The following is a 21,404-nucleotide window of genomic DNA, read 5'->3' as shown; positions in this document are numbered from 1 at the left end:
CAACTCCGTTCATGTTGGTGGGCATGCAGGATAAGGCTCTGTAGCGACTTCCAAATCCATCTCCCGGCTATACGCCGATGCCCCCTGTCGCAAATCAAAATATTGTGTAGCAAGCTTAAATTTCGGCGCGCATGCCGAGATTTTTCCAACCATCAAATCCAATGGTAAATGCAGAATATAGCCCCCCTTTCCTATTGGTTCGGCATTGATCACGACTTCATTGCCAGAATTGACGGCATCTTTGTATGTAGTCCAGACATTGCCATCAGACAGCAATTGCTCCGACTGCTTGGCTGTTACCTTTACCACCACTCGTTGTGTCCAAGCACGAGGAGACGGACTTATGATCTCACCAACTAATTCTAACGACTGCTGCACCACAGCATGCTTGCCCTTGGTATAAAACCGCAGATCGCCCCTCGTCCCACGCGCTTGTGACGGCAGTGTAAAAAGAAATTTGCCGTCCGGCTTAATCTGTCCCTTGTATTCTTTCTTGTTCCAAACCACGCTCAAGCTATCATCTGCCGCCAAGTCCAATTCCTTGCCAAGTTCATCGCGCCGCACTGCAAATTCATAGGGAGGCTCCGGCTTTGGCGGCGCTGGCGTTTCCTGCACCAAGCCGCCCACAGCTGCGGCTGTAGCTGTAGCCGCCGCCAACACCAACCCACCTCCCCACCAAGCCCGCTTACCAAACCGCCATTGCCGCCTGCCAGCTAAGCGCACTTGCCAATTACAGCGGCGCGGCCAATCGCCCAAATAACCATCAATTTCCGCCAACAATTCCAGATGCGGCACGGGGCGGATTTCTTCGGGGACAGTCTTATCCCATTCGCGCAAAATCTGCGGCAGGCGGCGTAAATAGCTTTCAGCTTCCGCCCAGCGCAGGGTTTCATCATCGTCCCATTCATTTTCCACCTGCAATAGCAAGCCATCCAATGCCTGCCCCAGCGTGAAAAAATCCACCCCGAAATCAATTTTCTCCAAACTCTGCGCCTGCGCGATGTAGTTGCCATCGGCAGCTTGCCGGTAGCGCCGGTAGCTGCGTCTTTCTGAGTCATTCGTCAACGCCTGTTCCACTTCATACGGGCAAACATGGGGACTATGCAAACCAGGGACAATCAAATCCGACCAGCTTGCCGGGCGCGGCTGGAATTTTTCTTTCTGCGCACGCGGATGATCGGCGCGCGGGTAGCATGCAAATTCAAAGTCAATCATGCGCATGTGCTGCGGCTGCAATGTAATGCTGTGGCTGAACCAGTCGTATTGGTATTCCACAACCAGATTGCCCAAGTGCAGGTCATTATGCACATAGCCCATCGCGTGAAATGGGTGACAGGTTTGCAAAATGCAGCGCAGCAGATACAGCACGCCCGGCACGCTGTTGGTGAGGGGGTTGTTTTGCCCCAGCAAGGTTTGCCATTGCAAAATATCCAAGCCGCGCCATTCTGTGTACAAACAACGCTCCTGCATGGTGGGCAAGCGTTTGACGCCACTCCAATAGGCGATGTGGGCTTGCAATTCGGGGATGTGGCTCAAGTGTTCAATAAAGCCATTTTCATGCACTTGATAGCGCTCCAGCTTGCCCAGATATTTTTTCTCAATCTGTGCTTTGCCATCTTGCATCATGCGCCGGACATGGGTGCGCTCGTCCTTGGTGGCCAGCACCGGGCTGGGCCAGTCGGGCTGCTGCACCATGCGCAATAAATCTGTCTTGGACCAGACTTGAACCGGGGTGCTCATGTGGCGGGGTACTCCATGCGTAATTTTTGCAAAGCGCGTTCACGATGGCCGCTATACGCGCCAACTTTGATGCCAAGTTGCCGGCTGGCCTGGGCATCGCTTTCGCCGCTCCAAAACAGCCACAGCACTTGTTGTTCGATTTTGCTCAAAACGTTTTCAAAATGCTGCCAACCTTGCTGGATTTGATAAGCGCTGGCGGCTTCGTCCCAGTCATCGCTATCCACCCCGACGTGCGCTGTTTCGGCGGGCAGGGCTTGTTCGTCGTACTCGGTGGGCAAACCCACGTCTTGCAACAACTCGCGCAGGACTTTTTCTTTTTTAAAGCGCTCGCCCAATTTAAAGTGGATAAGCCTGGTCAGCCAGGTGCGTAAATTCACTTCACGCGCCTGTTGGTGGCTTTGGATTAAGAGGGTGAAATTTTTGCGGCTGAAGATAGATTGAATCAAGCTTTGCGCCATTGGCGCGGCGGGGCGACGTTCGGAAATCGGTTTCCCGTTATCCACGGTTTTGCACACAATGCCCATCGCGTCATGCAACATCGCAGCATACAAAGCTTCACTGGCGCGCTCACGGGCGCGGGCCGTGGCCTTCACATCCTGCCCGGCGCGGCATTCCAACCACTCGGCCACGCAAATTTGCACTTGCTGCCAGTCTTGCTGGTGCAGTTGAGAATAGTTTGAGGTAAGCGGTGGTTTGGTCATATTAGCTCCTGGCGAAGGGGCAATGGGAACAGACAGGAAAAAAAATAGCATGGGGTTTACCGGTTTTTCTTTCTTAGGTTTGAGGAAAATCATTTGTTTTAAAAATTGGCACAAATATACTATTTATTATCGATTAAATGGCTTTCAATGGCTTTAATTTTGTTAGCATACTGCCCTCGATTTTTTCCATTAAATTCTTGAAAGATTGCCAGTGCCTCTTGCAAAAATTGGCGATCTTTGGCGGGTTTATTTTCTACTTCATTTAATATTCCTAATGCTGCCAAAGAATCAGCCATATCTGGCAAATACTCCTGCGGGTTCATTTGCGCCAGTTGGCGGCGTAGCTTCAATGCTTCATCAAACGCCTCCCTCGCTTTTTGTAAACGGTTTTCAGTACGATGTAAAACACCCAAGTTGTGCAGGCTGTTCGCCACATACGGCAAATAGGCCTGCGGGTTCGTTTGCGCCAGTTGGCGGCGTAGCTTCAATGCTTCTTCATGCGCCCCCCGCGCTTCCTGCAAACGGTTTTCTGCACTATGCAAAACACCCAGATTGTTCAGGCTTTGCGCCACATCCGGCAAATACGCCTGCGGGTTCGTTTGTGTCAGTTGGCGGCGTAGCTTCAATGCTTCTTCAATCTCCGCTCGTGCTTCCTGCAAACGGTTTTCATCATGATGCAACGCACCCAAGTTGTTCAAGCTCAACGCTACATCCGGCAAATACGCCTGCGGGTTCGTTTGCGCCAGTTGGCGGTAAAGCTTCAATGATTCTTCATATGCCACCCGCGCTTCCTGCAAACGGTTTTCATCATGATGCAACTTACCCAGGTTGTTCAGGCTGTTAGCCACATTCCGCAAATACGCCTGCGGATTCGTTTGCGCCAGTTGGCGTTGTAGCTTCAAGGCTTCTTCATACGCCATCCGCGCTTCCTGCAGACGGTTTTCATCATGATGCAAAACACCCAGGCTGTTCAGACTGTCCGCCACATACCTCAAATACGCCTGTGGGTTCGTTTGCGCCAGTTGGCGGCGTAGCTTCAAGGCTTCTTCAAACGCCACTCGCGCATCCTGCAAACGGTTTTCATCACGATGCAAAACACCCAGGCTGTTCAGACTGGCCGCCACATCCGTCAAATACGCCTGTGGGTTCGTTTGCGCCAGTTGGCGGCGTAGCTTCAAGGCTTCTTCATACGCCATCCGCGCTTCCTGCAGACGGTTTTCATCATGATGCAAAACACCCAGGCTGTTCAGACTGTCCGCCACATACCTCAAATACGCCTGTGGGTTCGTTTGCGCCAGTTGGCGGCGTAGCTTCAAGGCTTCTTCAAACGCCACTCGCGCATCCTGCAAACGGTTTTCTGCACGATGCAAAAGACCCAGGTTGTTCAGGCTGCTCGCCAGATACTGCAAATACGCCTGCTGGTTCGTTTGTACCAGTTGGCGCGATAGCGTCAATGCTTCTTCATACGCCACCCGCGCTTCCTGCAAACGGTTTTCAACACGATGCAAATTACCAAGGTTGTTTAGGCTGTCTGCCACATACGGCAAATACGCCTGCGGGGTCGTTTGCACCATTTGGCGCGATAGCTTCAATGCTTCTTCAAACGCCCCCCGCGCTTCCTGCAAACGGTTTTCAGTACGATGCAAAACACCCAGGTTGGTCAGGCACCTCGCCACATCTGGCAAATACGCCTGCGGGTTCGTTTGCGCCAGTTGGCGGTAAAGCTTCAATGATTCTTCATATGCCACCCGCGCTTCCTGCAAACGGTTTTTATCATGATACAAATTACCCAGGTTGTTCAAGCTCCTCGCCACACCCCGTGAATACGCCTGCGGATTGGTTTGTGCCAGTTGGCGACCTAGCTTCAATGCGTCTTCAAGCGCCACCCTTGCTTCTTGCAAACGGTTATCAAAACGATGCAAACTGCCCAGACTGTTCAGGCTCATCACCACATACGGCAAATACGCCTGCGGGTTCGCTTGCGCCAGTTGGCGGTAAAGCGTCAATGCTTCTTCAATCGTCACCCGCGCTTCCTGCAAACGGTTTTCATCACGATGCAAAATACCCAGATTGTTTAGGCTCGCCGCCACATTCGGCAAATACGCCATGTTCGTTTGTGCCAGTTGGCGGTCAAGCTTCAAGGCTTCTTCATAGCCTTTGCGCGTTTGGCTGAAATGATTCAATTTTTGATGAAAATACCCATATTGAAACCACGCCTCTGACGACTTTGGGTCCAACGCCACCGCCTTGTCATACGCCCTTTCCGCCGCCACAAAATCATTATCCAAATTTGCCAATTCCCCCCGAAACAGCCAGTCATTTACCAAAGACTGTAGCGCCGTCTCTTTCTTTTGCTTTTCCTTCTCCGCCGCCTGCTCCAACGCATCTTCACTCAATACATTCAATGCCTTCTTCACCTCGCCCTGCAAATACAAATCCCATGCCTGCCGATACAGCCAACTGATTTCCCCTTCCGCCAAGCGGGCAAATTGTTCCGCCAGGTCTTTCACCCGCTCCCGCTCTTTGGCCAGTTCCCACTGTAATTGCGCAATTTCTTCCTGCTTTACCCCCACCTTTTTTTCCAAGGCAAGCCGCTTTTCCTCGTAGCGCTTATCCACAATTACCCAATTTTTTTGCGTCAAGTATTCTTTGCGCAAAGCATCGCAGCGCGCCACCGGGCAGGCGATGACATGGTTTTCCGGCGCTTTCGGCAGCAGTTTGTATTTCAACATCACCGAAAACATCACCTTCCAATCTTTGGGGTAGTCCACTACCAAATTGCCTTCCTGCCCTTGCAGCCCGGCATCGAAAGCCATTTGAAATCGCCCCACCGAATCGCTCTTGCCGTTGACGCCGCCATGCGCGCTGACCAACAGGCCCGGATGCGGCTTGCCGCCTTCCTCCTCTTTCAACAAAGCGCCGGATAAAAAAAGTGACTCGGCTTGCGCCGCCGCGCCAAAGCAACTTGCCAGCAGCAGTGCCATGCATGTTGATTGAAATGTAGGCATTGCAAATCCTTTCTTTAGCGTTAGCGCGAAACCAGCCGATCTTGTGCGGCTGGGTGCATGCCAGCCGGGGCGCGACGGCTGTTTACTGGTTTTTTGGCAGTTGTTGGAGGGTGGATTGGATTTGTTTGATTTTCCCGGCATATGGCTTTGCGTCAGTCGCTGCGAGTTTTTGCAAGATTGCCAATGCTTCGCTCAGCAATTTTTTTGCTTCATTGCTTCGGTTTTCGGCCAAATTTAACTGACCTAAAGCCAGCAACGTGTCTGCCAGATTCGGCAAATGCGTTAGCGGCTCGCTTTGCGCCAGTTCGCGGCGCAGTTTCAAGGCTTCTTCATAGCCCTTGCGCGCCAGCGCGAAACGCTGCATTTTTTGTTGAAAAGCCGCATATTTCAACCATGCATCCGGCGACTGCGGCGCCACCTCCAGCGCCTTGGCATAGGCCCGTTCCGCCGCTTCAACATCGCCCTCGGAATCGGCCAAATTCGCGCGCAAGAGCCAGCTATTTTCAAATTCCTGCTGCGCTTCTTTCTGCCTGCGTTTTTCCGCCGCCTCCACCTGCTCCAGCACCGATTCACTCAATACTTCCAGCGCCTGTTTTATTTCGCCCTTCAAATACAAATCCCAGGCCTGCCGATACTGCCAACTGACTTCGCCTTCCGCCAGCCGTGCGAACTGCTCCGCCAAGTCCTGCGCCCGCAAGCGTTCTTTGGCCAGTTCGGCCTCTAACTGGGCGATTTCTTCCTGCTTCACGCCCACTTTATTTTTCAGCGCAGCCAGCCTTTCTTTGAAGCGCTTATCCACAATCACCAGATTTTTCTGCGTTAAATAGGTCTTGCGCAAGGCATCGCAACGCGCCACCGGGCAAGCGATGATTTGATTTTTTGCGCCATTCGGCAGCAGCTTGTATTTCAACATCACTGAAAACATCACCTTCCAGCCATTGGGATAATTCACCAGCAAATTGCCTTCCTGCCCGCTATATTCCGGGTTGAACACCATTTGGAAATTCCCCTTGGAATCGCTCTTGCTGTTGACGCCGCCATGCGCGCTCACCAGCAAACCGGCATAGGGCTGACCGTCTTCCGTTTCTTGCAACAACACGCCGGATAATACAATCGGCTCGGCTTGGGCCGCCGCGCTTAGGCTGCATGCCAGCAAGAGGGCCAGGCATTTTGATTGGAATGTGCGCATGAACAATCCTTTTTTCAGCAACTCAGCGAAACAAGACGATACGATTTTGCAGACTGCTTGGCGGCATGCCGCCAAGCGCATCAGGCAAAAGCAGCGCTAAAACCTTAGCACAGCACAAGCCGCTTGCATGAAATATCATCGCCAGTTGGTTGTGGATGATGCGTGCTTACCACAGTTAATCCTGCCTGCCCTGGCTGTGCCGGTCGGCTGGTTTGCGTGGTCAGCACAGGGGCCAGGGCAAGGCTGAAAAGCGCGCCCCTTATTTGACCGCATCCGCCTGGGGCAAATAACAAAAATCGCCGGGAAACTCAAACTGCCATTCGCAACCGCCTTGTTTGCCTGGCAAATACACGCGAATACTGCGCTCCGGGTTAGCCGGAAGGCTGCTGCAAAAGCGCAATTGCGGCTGGTGACAGCGCACAAATACCTGTTGCGCCAAGGTTTGTTTCAGCAGCGCAGCGCGTTGCGCAGGCGGCAAGGCCAGCCAGGCATTGGCGCCGGCCTGGTTGGCTGGACTCAGGCAAACATCAATCTGCGCCAAGTCCCAGCCAAGCTTGGGGGTATGGCGCACATACAGCGCTAAAAAGCGCGCCAAGGCGCAGGACAAAGCACGCATCAGGTCGGCTTCTGCTGCAGGATGCACAAATTGCGCCGTCATTTGGCAAAGGGTGGTGGACATGATTTTCTCCCGTGGCGTTGATTGACGCGGGAGATAGAAGAAAGGGAAATGCAAATCTGGGCGGGGGCTGCACTTTTTTCTCAGCGGCGCAGAATGCTACAATCGCGCCCAGAGAGGTGCATCATGGAAAAGTACATCAATTTACTGACCGACTACGGCTTTAAAAAAGTGTTTGGCGAAGAGCCGAACAAGGACTTGCTGATCAGTTTTTTGAACTCCCTGCTGCCGGCCAAGCACCAGATTGCCGATTTGGAATATTCGCGCAGCGAGTGGCAAGGGGTATCCGTTGCCGAACGGCGCGCAGTGATGGATTTGCACTGCAGGGCGCAGGATGGCACGTCGTTTATTGTGGAAGTGCAAAAGGCCAAGCAAAATTGGTTTAAAGACCGCAGTGTGTATTACGCGAGCTTTCCGATTCAGCAGCAGGCGGTACAGGGGGGAAGCTGGGATTATCGCCTGTCGGCAGTGTATTCCATCGGCGTGTTGGACTTCGTTTTTGATGACGATGACAAACAAGACGTGCTGCATACTGTCAAGCTGAAAAACCAACACAATGCCGTGTTTTACGACAAGCTCACTTTCATCTATCTGACCTTGCCGAATTTCAATAAGACTTTGAACGAGTTGGATTCGGTGCTGGAGCGCTGGCTCTATCTGTTCCGCAATTTGCCCAAACTGCAAGAAATGCCGCCGCGCTGGCATGAGATTGTTTTCAACAAACTTTTTCAGATTGCCGAAGTGGTTAAACTGCCGCCGGATGAGCGGCTGGCGTATGAAAACAGCTTGAAAATCTATCGGGATATGAAGAATGTGACCGATACGGCGTTTGATGAGGGCTTTGCCGAGGGCAAGGAAAGCGGGATTGCTGAAGGCGCGCAACAAAAGGCGGTGGAGGTGGCGCGGGCAGCGATTGCGATGGGCTTGGCGGATGCGCAAATTGCGGCGCTTTCGGGTTTGGCGGTGGAGCAGATTGCGGGCTTGCGGGAGGCGTGAGCCGGGCTTAGCTGAGCATAAATCGGCGCAGCCTGAACAGTTTCACCGAATCGACATGCCGGTGCGGTTGTTGCTGATTGCTACGAAACAAACCCGTACTGCAGTACCTGCCTCTGCCGGAATTTGTTGAGGCATCATGGTTGACAATCCGCCTCCAGCCGATATCCCATTGCCTTATATCCGCGCTGGCGTTTTTCCCACATGCGCAACAATGCCGGATGCCCGGTATCCACAAAGTCAATAATGCGCACTGCTGTTTTGTTGGCATGTGTCCGGTGCAAACGCCCGGCATACTGTTGCAAGGAGCCTTTCCAGGATATCGGCATGGCCAGCACCAGGGTATCAAGCGGTGGATGATCAAAACCTTCCCCCGCCAGCTTTCCACTTGCTAACAAAATGCGCGGAGCATGCGGGGCTAATGCCTCCAGTTCGGTCAGTACATCAAGCGCATTGCGCGTTTCCCCAACAGCTGACAGCAGTTGAAGGTAATCAATCACCAGCAGCGACAAGCCGTGGCGCTGCTTTTCCAATCTGGCTTTGCGCCACATGTGCTGCGATTTGCATCGCCAAGGCGGTCTTGCCCATCTTTGGCCGCGCCGCTAACATCTGCAGTTCGCCAGGTGACTGGGTCGAGCTGCGCACATGCCAGCGAAAATCATATCTGCTTGATTTTATTGAGTATTTCATTTTTACACACAAATAATACCCCAGAAATTACCCCTGAAAGTGTATATAGAATAGAGCAATTCGCTTGCATGGGGATTGTTGCATTTTTGCGACAAATTCCGCCAGATGAGTTCAATCAGCAATTCATACCTGCTCAACTGGTACAGCAAAAAACAAGGCCCGATGCTTTGCACGGGCCTTGTTTTCGGCTTACGCCACCTGCCGGGATTCGTCTAGCAGTTGGTCAATCAACTCCAGCATTTGTAATCGTTCTTGCTGTGATAACGCCGCAATGCTTTGCATGATGCGCTGGCCCAATTCATGCTGTTTTAGCCCATGCCGCCCACATTTCTGGCAACTGTAATGCAAACGCCTTTTGCGTTTTCTGTGCATTCCCATGACGTTCTCCTGGCTGGATCGTTAAAGCGAACGCGCCAGCGCTGTTGCGCGCTGAATCACAAGGCAACCGTCTTGGAGATGCACACTGACTTTACAGCCTGGCGTAAAACCCGCTTGCAGCAGCCACAAGCCAGATAAGCGAAGCTGCGACTTGATGCTTGCCAATAGCGTTGGTGGCGTGCTTGTAAGGTCAGCGCTCGGCGATAGGCAGGGACAATGACACATTCTGATGCACCGGAAACGGTTAATTGGCGCGGGGAGAATTGTACTGGCGATAGCGACACTATGCTGTTGCCGCCTGCCTGATTGGGATGTTGAGATTCAGTCTGTTCAAACGCCTTCGGGTTAGCGCTTGGCTGCAAGCCTGCTGAGTTTTCTTGATTCATGGTCTGGCTCCATCGTTTTGCTGATGATCCCGCCGACCTCTCTGCTATGAAGGGAGACGGGCACATGGCGGGGTTAGCAGACCGGACGATGGCGCCGGCACACCCGAAGGTGTCCCCACCAAGGCCCGCCATTGAAATCTGACGTGCGCAAGGTGTCGCAGTCAGCCGCCGTAGCGGCTGTCTGGCCATCGTCTTTCGGGCTGCTAATCCCGGGTGCAGTCTTTTTCCTGCACCACTTTGTATTTTATTTGATGCAGCATTGCCGCGACAAGCGCAATACAGCATGTTCAGTAAAGTCGCGCCAAGTCCGAACTGCATTTGCCTGCGGAGAGCGGCGCGCCAGAAGCTTTCATCAGTGCATATTGAAGTAACGCCCCACTCTGGCAGGCATTTCCAGTTCCTGCCATAAGCATGCGCGCTTAACCTGCAGTCGTATAATTCATCGTGTATTGGTCAACCGAGCCAGATCAAATCATGACTTGACCATTGGCGGCTTACGCCACCAAAACCCTGCTACTAAAGCTGCGCTCCGCGCTTACACAATTCTGGGGCCATGTTTTTTAGGGAAAGTGGCAGAATTCGCGCGAAAGCAGTATCAAAATCATGAATAGGTCAGCCATTGGTTTGCACTGGCCGTGGTGGCAAGCGCCCCGCTTGATTTCTGGCGCTATGACCTGTTAGCACAAGGCATTGCCAACCGCCGCTGTTACAACTGTCTGGGAAATTGGGATAACAATGAGATGATGCAGCGCTTTGGCTGCGTCTTGCTTGAAGACGTGAAAAAGGCGGCAGAAAAACGCAGTGATAAGCGCAAAAAAACCTTATTTGGTTTAAATGCGCCATGCGATGATATCCGCCGGCTGATGCAACAGCAGTCAACAGCAACAGCAAGGGCAAGATTTAGGCTTTTTTTCTGTTCAGCGCGCCCGATCAGGCAATCGACATACGCACATTTCAATCTCCTTTGCATAAGCGCAGACAGCAAAACGCGCCAAGCCCAGAAAAGGGATTGGCGCGTTACATCTCATCTCATACAGTCAGAACAAAAACTCAAGGATGCGGCATAACGCCAAAGCGGCGCCATGGCATGAGCAGTGCTTGCGTGCTTTGCGCACCGACCATACTGCGCGATTTTCCTTTTGACAGCGTGGTTTCGGCAGACACTTTGAAGAGGTTCAATCCGGCAGGGACATTGCTTTGCCCGAATTGATTATCACCCCAAGCCACCAAACTGCCATCATCGCGCAAGGCAAGTGAATGGCCATTTCCTGCCGCAATCGCAATCACCCGATTCAAGCCTGAGGGGACATTACACTGACCACGCTCATTCGCCCCCCAGGCGCGCACCGTGCCATCTTGCAGCAAGGCAAGTGAGTGGTTGGCGCCGGCAGCAAGAGCGATCACTCCGGCCAAAGGATATGGGACATCAGTTTGGCCCTGGCTGGCATCGCCCCAGGCTAAAACGCGCCCATCGGCTTGCAATGCGAGCACATGCCGGGCGCCAGCAGCAATGGCGCGGATCTCGCCCAAACCGCGCGGCACGCTGATTTGACCGAATTGATTATCACCATAGGCAAATAAATTTCCGGCAGTATCTTGCAACAGTGAGAAATTTTCGCCGGCAGCAATCGCCACAATGCCACTATGGCGACTGGGGCCACTCACCTCATCGCTCAGATTCTGTCCCCAGGCGGCTACTGTGCCGTCATGGCGCAAAGCCAGGCTGTGATGCGCTCCTGCGGCAATCGCTTTCACCTCCGCCAAATTATCTGGCGGCGTGCTTTGGCCAAATTGGTTGGCGCCCCATGCCGCCAGCTTGCCATTGGCGCGTAAGGCCAAAGCATGCTGCGCCCCGAGTTGCAGCGCAATCACATCATCGACACGGCTGGGGACAAGATATGCTGCCTGTCCCAATATCCGGGTTTGACCGTTGGCATGCAGCGTCAGTGAAAAACCATTGCCAGCAGCAATCTGTGGCATGCCAAAGAAGCTGGATGCAGGCAAGTTCTGCTCTTTCAGCAACTGCGGCTTGGCTGGTAAGGCTTGCGCCTTGACAAGTTTGAGCGCAGCGCTATTGGCGATGCCGGCCATGAATTCAATTTCATCTTTTTGCAAGACACGGTTATAGATGCGCAATTCGTCCAGACCACCCCACAGCGGGTACCAGAAATAACCTGAATATTGCCCTAAGTACAGGTCTTGCTGATTCATCGCGGCAAAATTCACCGGGGCTGAGGTGCTTCTGTGCAATCTGCCATCCAAATACACTTCTGACCCGCTTTGCGCAGACAAATTGACCACCACATGGATCCAGGCATCAATGGCTTTATTGCTTATTGGATACTGCTTCAGGTTCGCTGTTACCCATGGCTCATAACTTTGCATGCCAGCCGTAGGAACTCCCGCGCTATCAAGCCACAACATGGCGGCAGCGCCGCTGCGGTCATGGCTTTTGGCTAATAATGCGCCGCCAGCCGTGTTTCTGGATGTGCTGCCATAGCCATCCATACTCACATAACCACTGAGCTTGACCCAAAATGCATAACTGGCTTCTTTACTGAATTGCAGGCTGGTGGAATTCGGGATACGGATATGACCCGGCCGGCCTGGTCCACCAAAAAACACCGCCTGACCGGATTTGCCCTCGCCAAAAGCAACATTGCCCCATGCCACACCATTATTTGCTTCACCCGCTGTAACGTTGGGCGTGTAATTATCAAAGTTGTAATACGCAACCATGCCATTCACTGGAATGCTGCGCACCCGGCGCGGCAGCACGGCGGCGGAGGGGGCGGAAGGCGCGCTGCTGCCAGCGGCATTATTCGCCTTCAGCACACAGGTGTAGCTGACACTGTTGTTCAAGCCGGTCAAGACAATCGGCGAAACGACGCCATTCAAAGAAACGTTATTGCAAATCGCAGTGTAGCTGGTCACAGGCGAGCTGCCCTGGTTTGTCGGCGGAGTGAAGGAAACGGAGAGCTTGCCTTCATCTGGTGTGACTTGCGTGATTTGCGGCGCCTCTGGAACACGCGGTGCAATCTGCGTCACTTCCGCCAATTGCGCAATTTCCGCCTCATTCAAGGCCCGGTTATAGATGCGCAACTCATCAATTGCGCCCCACAACGGATACCAAGAGTCAGAGAATTTGCCGATATACAAGTCTTGCTGATTCATGGCGGCGAAGTTGACTGCTTGCGGGCCGGTGTTATGCAAGACGCCATCCAGATAGATGCGAATTCCGTTTTGAGTTGACATATTCAGCACCACATGGGTCCAGGCGCCGATGGCTTTATTGGGCGTATTCAGCATGTTTAGCTGGGCCGTCCATTTTTCATAGGTGGCGACGTAGGCGCTTTGTTGACTGGTGGATTTGTCTTGCCACAACATCAGCGCACTGCCACGTCTGTCATGGCTTTTCGCCAACACCGCGCCACCAGCCGAAAGCGTGTCAATCTGGTTATTTCCATTCATCCTTTTATAGCCATCCAACCTGGCCCAGAATGAGTAGGCGGCTTCATTGGCAAATTGCAAGGACGGAGAATTAGGGATACGGATGGCGCCGGGTTTATCCGGACCGCCAAACAAGGCTGCCTTGCCGAATTTGCCTTCGCCAAAATCGACCTGCCCTTGAATTTGCCCGTCATTGCTGCCCACACGCCGCGCTGGCGTGCCGTCATCAAAGTTGTAAAACGCAACCATGCCATTCGTGATAGACGGCTTTGGAAGCACTGCCGCTGAAGGCGCAGACGGTGGCCCGTTGCCGGCGACATTGCTGGCAAAGACGGTGCAGGTATAAGCCACACCATTGAGCGCCGGCACGGTAATCGGCGAGGACGCTGCAATCACAATGTTTTGATTGCAGTTGGCGGTATAGCTCAACACCGGCGCGCTTCCACTATTGGCCGGCGGCGTGAATGAAACCGCAACAGCGCCATCGCCAGCGAGAATTTTGGTGATGGTGGGGGCGCCAGGAACGCTGGGGGTTGGCGTCGGTGTCGGTGTCGGTGTCGGCGTCGGTGTTGGCGTCGGTGTCGGTGTCGGTGTCGGCGTTGGTGTCGGTGTTGGCGTCGGTGTCGGTGTTGGTGTCGGTGTTGGTGTCGGTGTTGGCGTTGGTGTCGGTGTTGGCGTCGGTGTTGGCGTCGGTGTTGGCGTCGGTGTTGGTGTTGGCGTCGGTGTTAAGCTAGGGATCACTTTTTCCGAGGGTGTCGATGCTGCCCCCATACCGTTTGCATTGACAGCCTTAACTATACATCTATAAGTTTGTCCATTAGTCAGAGCTAAAACCGTCAAAGGCGAACTTTTTCCAGTGACTGTCGCCGCGCCACAACTGGCGCTGTAACCCAAAATCGGAAAACCTGAATTATTACTGGAAGAACTGAAATGCACTTGCACGCTTGCATTACCTGCAACGACTTTGCTAATAATTGGGATCGCAGGAAGTGCGCCGATAAATTTCATTAACCTCACATTTCCCATTTCGTCATGCACGTACTGCAAATTACTTTCATTTGAGTTTCGCACCTGAACTAACCTGTTAAGAGAGTCGTAGTTATATTCAGAAGCATAAGCTATCTGACTAACCAGCATGAGCGTCATCAGAGAACTAATCGATGCACTTTGGATTTTTCCAAAAAACATACTCCCCCCTTATTTCCCAGATTTAAAAGAATATACAAGGTTTGACAAAATACTTTTTCCACTCCCAAGTAAGGTTTTTAATTCCGGAGAAGAATAATGCATAGCTTCAACCAGTTTCATCCGCGTAGTTTCCACAAGCTCGCGCCCACGTTTTGGCAAATCACCAGTATTATACACTACAATGTTTTTGATGTTTTCTTGCGTAAGCTTACCAGTTCTAAAATGTTCCTTTAATCGCCGAAGAACATCTACACTTTGACCTACATATAGCTTCCCGGTACTATCAATGAAAGAATAAGTTCCTGAAATACCTTTATCTATGTAAAAGTCAACACCCTTAGTGGACGCCTTCTTAGTAATCATTGCCACAGATTCAATTGCTTTTCCGGCATCTTCAACCATATCAAGTTCTTTGATAACAGAATCAATCTTTCCAATTTTTCCAATTTTTGATATTGGAACAAAATTAAGAGCAATGTTTCCACACCCCATCATAATTTCATACTCATCTTCTGAAGTTGTGCATTTTCTTGCATCTTCGGTAATCAATGCTTCCATAACTGGACTTTCGGCAAATGGGCGCAACGTCTCTTCGATCCCTTCGAGAAAGCTAAAACAGCTTGACCCCAATTCGCAGAAATATCCACTAGGATCAATTCCTGTTATTGGGTTATTCATTACATAGGCGTATCGATTCAAAGTTTGTGGATTGCCAATATTACCCAAGACACGATCCAAACTCAAAAACCTCCCCACATCCGCTCGATAATATCTTGCCCGCATAAAATGCAAACCATTATCATCATCCATCACGCCAAATTTACCGACGAAACGGAATGGGTTGGGGGTTGAGCCGCTGCGCGTGGTTTCACCATACGGCGTATAGGCATAACTGTCCGTCACCACGCCGGCCTGATTGCTCAGCGCCAAGGTATTGCCGCTGGGATCGAAGTGATAATAGCTGGCGACGTTCGTGTTTGAGATTTGCGCCACCAGGCCATAACCATAGATATAGTTGCGCTGTAAATTACCATTCGCATCCATTTCCGCCAAAACCTCTGGCAATTCGCGGTTGGCGTCAATCACAAAACGGCTGGTTTGGCCATTCAAATTGCGCAACACACGGTGACCATCGCCATTGTATTCGTGACTGGCGCTTTGCTTGCCGGCAACCCGGCTGATTTGATCGCGCGCATTATAACTGTACTGAGCGCCATCAATTGCTGTCATACGCCCGGCGGCATCGTGTTGCACGGCATTGCCATTGAAAGTCGCCATGCGGTTGGCCGCATCGTAGGTGAAACTTCGCTCCACATTGCCTATGCTTGGCTCCAGCGGTAATTGGGTTTGCGCATTGGTGATATTGCCATTACCATCCATTGTCAAGACATGACTGGAAATGATGCCGCCATCCGGTTTTTTATTCAGCAAACTGCTTAAACGTCCTGCCGCATTATATTCCATTTCAGTGCGCGCGCCATTACCCAATAAGGCCAGGGTAACTTGCCCAGCTTTATTTAAAGTATAAGATGTCGATTTACCCAGCCAGTCGGTAAGACCGCTTAAACGATCCGCCGCATCATAGGAATAGCGCACTGCCTGTTGATTGGGGTAAGCCAATTCCAGCAAATTCCCCACGCCATCATATTTATAGCTGATGCTTTTTCCCAAAGGATCAGTTTTACTGCTCAATCGGTTCAAGGCATCATAGGCATAGCGGGTAACTCCGGTGCTGTCAGTCATCGTGAGCCGGTTGCCATTCTGGTCATAGGTATAGCTGACCATGCTGGCGTCAGGGTAATTCACTTGAACTAAACGATTCAAGGCATCAAAGGTATTGCGCGTAATTAAATTGCCAGGCGCAATTGTGCGCACAATATTTCCATTTTCATCATACACACTGCGCCATTCCTGACCGTTCGGGTCACGCCTTAATACTTGGCGGTTGAGTTTATCCCATTCATAATTCGTTGTATTGTTATTGGGGTCGGTCACTGAAATCAGATTGCCATTGGCGTCATACGCGGCTTTGCTTTCTTTCTGATTGGCGTCAATCACCTTAACTAATCTGCCAGCAGCATCGTATTCGTATTGTGTGGTGTTATTACGTGCATCAGTACGGCTGCGCATGCGCCCATTTTCATCCCAGCTATAGCGGGTGCTGCCGGCGCTGGTTTTGACTTCAGTCACGCGACCGGCTTTATCATACGCTGTTTCAGTGATACGCCCTTCCGGATCAGTACTGCGCACCTGCCGGTTATCAGCATCGTATTCGTAGGTGCTGGTAAATTTCAACGCATTTGCACGGCTGGTGGCATTCCCCTCCCCGTCAAACTGCGTGGTGTTGCTGCGGTTATTTGCATTGGTAACGCTGATCACGCGCCCCAAGGCGTCGTACAGGTAGCTTGTACTCACTGTCTTACCATCAATCGCGCGGCTGATGCTCAAGAGACGATTATTGCCGTCATAGGAATAACGCGTGACATTGTTACGCGCATCGCGCATCAGTGTGCGGTTATTATTTTCGTCATACTCGTAGCTGGTGGTTTGGTTCAGCGCATCTGTGCTGCTAAGCAAATTACCGGCGGCATCCCACGTGTTTTTGCTCAGATTATTGCGCTTATCATATATTTCGATCACACGCCCCAATCTGTCAGGCACATACCGCACACGATTGTTGTAGGGATCGTTTTCTGAAAGCAGATCGCCATGCACATTGTAACTGCGGCTGCTGATATTGTTACGCGCATCAGCCACCTGGGTCAGCAAACCGCTGGCGTCGCGCTGTAACTGCACTGCAGGCAAACCAGGCTCGGCATAGCTTTGTAAATTTCCGCTGTCCGTAAAACCGAAGCGATATTCTTGTTGTTTGGCATTGATCAAGGCTTTTGGCCGGTGCAAATTCTTTTCTCTCAGCGCCGGGCTGTCCAGCCATTCATAGCGGCTGGCTTGATTTTCCTCATTCACAACACGCGCCAGATTACCGGCATTATCCGCGGTGTATTCCAATTTCATTGCATAACCCTGCTCAACCGCCTTGCCGCTTTGCAACTGTGTCGGCAAGCCTGCTTGACGATAGTTTTTGCTGTCGAGCGTATTGAAATTGAGATAATCCTTATTCACGGTGCGTCGATTACTGTCTTGATAGCTAAGCAAGCGGCCACCCGAGTTAAAGCGGGCAAGATGTGTGCGCCCGGCCAGCGGCAAACTCACTTCTGTTTGAAATTCCACGGCTGTGATGGGATCGCTGCTGCAATTGCCGTCAGGCTGTTTTGCGCAATACTTGAAGTTCCAGGTATTCTTCTCGCCATCGCTGGCAGATGCTGCGCCCCAATTGCCATATACAGTACTGGTATAGACATAGCTGCGCACCAGCTTGTTACGGGCGTCTGTCACACCAGTCAACAGAGTTTGCTCATTGCCTGGCATAGTTTGCCGGGCGTAGCTGTAGCGGGTCAGACCGCCCCGCACATCACGCACCGAGCTCAAGCGCACATCGCCTGCCGCCGGCCCGCTTTCCCAGGCGTATTCCACATAGCGCCCGCTAAAATCGGTGACGCGGCTCAATCTACCATTGCCATCATAGGTAAAGTCGTAAGCACGGTCTGAGGCATCCAGCACCCGACTCACTCGGCTGGCAGCGTCACGACTCACTTTCAAACCATTGCCATCGTGATCAAATACGCCGACCAGCAAACCACCCAAATCCGGATTTTGGAACACATATTTGAGTCCGTTTTTCACAAACAAAGTGGTTTGTCCCTTGACAGGAGTATCGCCCTTGATTTGATTGAAATTGCCTTGATCCAGGGCATACCACACGCCATCGGCTTTAAAAAAGCTTTCGCCGGAGCCATCTTCACGCTGCACCCATAATTGCTGTTTGCCGGTATTGGTGACATAGCCGATTTTCAAATCCCAGTTAAAACGCCAGGGCGCCGCATGCGTTACGCCGCCACGCGCGCCAACCAGACTGGAACTATGGCTGTTATAGCTGCGCGACAAGCTGAAGGACACCCCCTTGCCCGGCACAGTCAGATCGGTATTTTCAAGAAACACATTGCCATTCCAGAGCGAGACGCCGAGTGCTGAAGGCATGCCGGTTCTTTCCGGTCGCCCCTGACGCGCAGGGTGTTCCACAACAACCGTAGCGTTATACAACTCTTTGCCGCCAGGCGCATTTTTGACGACCAAACGCTTTGGACCTGGCAGGCGTGGAATACAGCGGAAGGCGCGTTGTTCAGGCGTGCCAACACCCACTTCAGGTATCGGCCCAGGCCCGCTTTCCGGCTCACAGTCTTCGATAGCAAACCCCATGCCACTCGTTAAACCGCTGCCTTTCACCACATAGGTTTGCGCCACATCCAATCTGGCTGCAAGCGGGGTCACGCTTTGGACTTGCGGGCCGGATTGTTGCACATTGAAGCGCCCCGAGCTGATTTCTTTCCCGCCATTGGCGTCAGTATCCGTCTTAATCACAAACAGCTTGTCGCCCGCCACATCCAAGGGGCACAAAAACACGCCTTGTGTCGTGCTCACGCTCTTCCTTGTGCAGAGCTGTCTTTGGTCGGCAATATTGACGATCAGGGTGGACGGGAAATTATTGCCCGTCACGGTGATCTGCGCTGTCTGCCCTATCTGGCCGGACTTCGGCGTGTAATCAGTAACTATGGGGCCAGGTTGCAGCACATTGAAGCGCCCCGAGCTGATTTCTTTCCCGCCATTGGCGCCAATATCTGTCTTAATCACAAACAGCTTGTCGCCCACCACATCCAAGGGGCATAAAAACACGCCTTGTGTTGTGCTCACGCTCTTCCTTGTGCAGAGCTGTCTTTGATCTCCAATATTGACGATCAGGGTGGACGGGAAATTATTGCCCGTCACGGTGATCTGCGCTGTCTGCCCTATCTGGCCGGACTTCGGCGTGTAATCAGTAACTATGGGGCCAGGTTGCAGCACATTGAAGCGCCCCGAGCTGATTTCTTTCCCGCCATTGGCGTCAGTATCCGTCTTAATCACAAACAGCTTGTCGCCCGCCACATCCAAGGGGCACAAAAACACGCCTTCTGTCGTGCTCACACTCTTCCTTGTGCAGAGCTGTCTTTGATCTGCAATATTCACGATCAGGGTAGGCGGGAAATTATTCCCCTTCACGGTGATCTGCGCAGTCTGCCCCAGTTGGCCAGACTTGGGCGCATAGTCGCTAACAGAAGGAGTGGCTGGCTGCACATTAAAGCGCCCTGAACCAATTTCTCTCCCGCCATTGGCGCCAATATCCGTCTTAATCACAAACTGCTTGTCGCCCGCCGCATCCAAGGGGCACAAAAACACGCCTTCTGTCGTGCTCACACTCTTCCTTGTGCAGAGCTGTCTTTGGTCTGCAATATTGACGATCAGAGTGGAAGGGAAATTATTACCTGTCACGGTGATCTGCGCAGTCTGCCCCGCTTGGCCGGACTTGGGCGCATAGTCGCTAACAGAAGGAGTGGCTGGCTGCACATTAAAGCGCCCTGAGCCGATTTCTCTCCCTCCATTGGCGCTAATATCCGTCTTAATCACAAACAGCTTATCGCCCGCCACATCCAGGGGGCACAAAAACACGCCTTGTGTCGTGCTCACGCTCTTCCTTGTGCAGAGCTGTCTTTGGTCGGCAATATTGACGATCAGGGTGGACGGGAAATTATTACCTGTCACAGTGATCTGCGCGGTCTGCCCCGCCTGACCGGACTTGGGCGCATAGTCGCTAACAGAAGGAGTAGCTGGCTGCACATTAAAGCGCCCTGAACCGATTTCTCTCCCGCCATTGGCGCTAATATCCGTCTTAATCACAAACTGCTTGTCGCCCGCCACATCCAAGGGGCACAAAAACACGCCTTGTGTCGTGCTCACGCTCTTCCTTGTGCAAAGCTGTCTTTGATCGCCAATATTGACGATCAGGGTGGACGGGAAATTATTGCCCGTCACGGTGATCTGCGCTGTCTGCCCTATCTGGCCGGACTTCGGCGTGTGATCAGTAACTATGGGGCCAGGTTGCAGCACATTGAAGCGCCCCGAGCTGATTTCTTTCCCGCCATTGGCGCTAATATCCGTCTTAATCACAAACTGCTTGTCGCCCGCCACATCCAAAGGGCACAAAAACACGCCTTGTGTCGTGCTCACGCTCTTCCTTGTGCAGAGCTGTCTTTGGTCTGCAATATTGACGATCAAAGTGGAAGGGAAATTATTACCTGTCACGGAGATCTGCGCTGTCTGCCCCAGCTGGCCGGACTTGGGCGAAAAATCCTGTACCACGGGAATCGGCGCATTAACCACAAAATTGCCCTTCCAGAAAGCATAGCCGCCATTTTCATTAGTATTGGTTTTAACTTCGAGCAGATGCGTACCAGGAACATCCAGCGGGCAGGCAAAACGCCCTTGACTGGCGCTGAAGCTCAAGGCTTGGCATCGCTGATTTTGCCCACCGATATTGATAATCAGTGTGGAAGGGAAATTACTGCCATAGACATCAATTTGCGCCGTTTCTCCGACCGTTCCTGATGTGCGTGAAACGCTGTTCAGCACAGGCTGCGGTTGCGTCGCAATCACATTAATCACGCCAGAAACCACATTCGGATCAAGCTGGCGGGAAACTGTATCGTAGCGTTGCACCCGCACAGTATAATTCCCGGCTTGATCAGGGGAAAATTGCAAAAGGAAAGAGGCGCTGGCATTGCCTTTGCTGTACTGCAGGGAAGTAAGCTCGGCCCCATTCACAAAGACTTTAAGCATGCCATTGGTGGAAAATGGGCCTGAATCCTTGCCTATAGTGAAATTGGCTAAGCCGCTGCTTGAAATAGAATCAGCACGCAACCAAATCACATTGCCGGAAGCGCGAGAACCGATAGCCGGATTGGTGGAAAAAACAACAGCAGAAATAGCAAGTTTGGGCAATATGCAACATATTGCAATAAAGAAATAGAAAAGCATCCAAATCTTGCTGGCGCGAATAGTAAGCATTCCTGGCTC

General features: G+C 52.1%; 14 protein-coding genes. 4 read left to right on the top strand and 10 right to left on the bottom strand.

Features of this window, described 5'->3' with window-relative positions:
- Nucleotides 1-9 precede the first annotated feature (9 nt).
- Nucleotides 10-1,434 (bottom strand): hypothetical protein, encoded by a 1,425-nt coding sequence (locus tag V8J88_RS07745; protein WP_338848800.1) that lies wholly within the window; start codon nucleotides 1,432-1,434, stop codon nucleotides 10-12.
- Here V8J88_RS07745 and V8J88_RS07740 point away from each other — a divergent pair.
- On the top strand, nucleotides 1,420-1,704 hold the full coding sequence (locus tag V8J88_RS07740; RefSeq protein ID WP_338848799.1) for a hypothetical protein: 285 nt from the start codon (nucleotides 1,420-1,422) through the stop codon (nucleotides 1,702-1,704). The two genes, V8J88_RS07745 and V8J88_RS07740, sit on opposite strands and share 15 nt — an antisense overlap.
- Before the next feature lie 32 nt (nucleotides 1,705-1,736).
- Here V8J88_RS07740 and V8J88_RS07735 read toward each other — a convergent pair whose 3' ends face one another.
- Nucleotides 1,737-2,441, bottom strand: a complete 705-nt coding sequence (locus V8J88_RS07735; protein ID WP_338848798.1) for a hypothetical protein — start codon at nucleotides 2,439-2,441, stop codon at nucleotides 1,737-1,739.
- 119 nt (nucleotides 2,442-2,560) lie between these two features.
- On the bottom strand, nucleotides 2,561-4,858 hold the full coding sequence (locus V8J88_RS07730; protein ID WP_338848797.1) for a tetratricopeptide repeat protein: 2,298 nt from the start codon (nucleotides 4,856-4,858) through the stop codon (nucleotides 2,561-2,563).
- 126 nt (nucleotides 4,859-4,984) lie between these two features.
- Between V8J88_RS07730 and V8J88_RS07725 the strand changes: the two genes are divergently transcribed.
- Nucleotides 4,985-5,368 carry a hypothetical protein gene (locus V8J88_RS07725; RefSeq protein WP_338848796.1) on the top strand — a complete coding sequence of 128 codons (384 nt, stop codon included), beginning with the start codon at nucleotides 4,985-4,987 and terminating at the stop codon, nucleotides 5,366-5,368.
- Between the two features lie 163 nt (nucleotides 5,369-5,531).
- On the opposite strand, the gene V8J88_RS07720 is transcribed toward V8J88_RS07725, so the two are convergent.
- Entirely contained in the window at nucleotides 5,532-6,638 is a 1,107-nt protein-coding gene (locus V8J88_RS07720) for a tetratricopeptide repeat protein (RefSeq protein ID WP_338848795.1), read from the bottom strand.
- 259 nt (nucleotides 6,639-6,897) lie between these two features.
- Nucleotides 6,898-7,317: a hypothetical protein gene (locus V8J88_RS07715; protein WP_338848794.1), complete on the bottom strand. Its 420-nt coding sequence runs from the start codon at nucleotides 7,315-7,317 to the stop codon at nucleotides 6,898-6,900.
- A gap of 48 nt (nucleotides 7,318-7,365) precedes the next feature.
- On the opposite strand from V8J88_RS07715, the gene V8J88_RS07710 reads away from it, so the two are divergent.
- Nucleotides 7,366-8,310 (top strand): Rpn family recombination-promoting nuclease/putative transposase, encoded by a 945-nt coding sequence (locus tag V8J88_RS07710; RefSeq protein ID WP_338848793.1) that lies wholly within the window; start codon nucleotides 7,366-7,368, stop codon nucleotides 8,308-8,310.
- Nucleotides 8,311-8,444: 134 nt separating this feature from the next.
- Here the strand turns inward: V8J88_RS07710 and V8J88_RS07705 are convergent, their stop codons facing one another.
- The 3 genes from V8J88_RS07705 to V8J88_RS07695 all read right to left on the bottom strand — a co-directional run bounded on the left by V8J88_RS07705 (nucleotide 8,445) and on the right by V8J88_RS07695 (nucleotide 9,761).
- Complete coding sequence (locus V8J88_RS07705) at nucleotides 8,445-8,858, bottom strand: hypothetical protein (RefSeq protein WP_338848792.1); 414 nt, start codon at nucleotides 8,856-8,858, stop codon at nucleotides 8,445-8,447.
- 328 nt (nucleotides 8,859-9,186) lie between these two features.
- Entirely contained in the window at nucleotides 9,187-9,375 is a 189-nt protein-coding gene (locus tag V8J88_RS07700; protein ID WP_338848791.1) for a hypothetical protein, read from the bottom strand.
- Between the two features lie 56 nt (nucleotides 9,376-9,431).
- Complete coding sequence (locus V8J88_RS07695) at nucleotides 9,432-9,761, bottom strand: hypothetical protein (protein ID WP_338848790.1); 330 nt, start codon at nucleotides 9,759-9,761, stop codon at nucleotides 9,432-9,434.
- Between the two features lie 635 nt (nucleotides 9,762-10,396).
- On the opposite strand from V8J88_RS07695, the gene V8J88_RS07690 reads away from it, so the two are divergent.
- The gene (locus tag V8J88_RS07690; protein ID WP_338848789.1) at nucleotides 10,397-10,828 is read left to right on the top strand and encodes a hypothetical protein; all 432 of its coding nucleotides are present in this window, start codon (nucleotides 10,397-10,399) and stop codon (nucleotides 10,826-10,828) included.
- On the opposite strand, the gene V8J88_RS07685 is transcribed toward V8J88_RS07690, so the two are convergent.
- Both V8J88_RS07685 and V8J88_RS07680 read right to left on the bottom strand, forming a co-directional pair.
- A complete protein-coding gene (locus V8J88_RS07685) occupies nucleotides 10,812-13,982 on the bottom strand; it encodes a LamG-like jellyroll fold domain-containing protein (RefSeq protein WP_338848788.1) in 3,171 nt (1,056 codons plus the stop codon). The genes V8J88_RS07690 and V8J88_RS07685 overlap by 17 nt on opposite strands.
- A gap of 426 nt (nucleotides 13,983-14,408) precedes the next feature.
- On the bottom strand, nucleotides 14,409-21,395 hold the full coding sequence (locus tag V8J88_RS07680; RefSeq protein ID WP_338848787.1) for an IPT/TIG domain-containing protein: 6,987 nt from the start codon (nucleotides 21,393-21,395) through the stop codon (nucleotides 14,409-14,411).
- Between the last annotated feature and the right edge of the window lie 9 nt (nucleotides 21,396-21,404).

The sequence above is a fragment of the Massilia sp. W12 genome (assembly GCF_037300705.1).
Lineage (GTDB): Bacteria > Pseudomonadota > Gammaproteobacteria > Burkholderiales > Burkholderiaceae_D > JACPVY01.
Note: the sequence above shows the minus strand (reverse complement) of the source record. Positions and strands in the feature narration are given on the sequence as shown.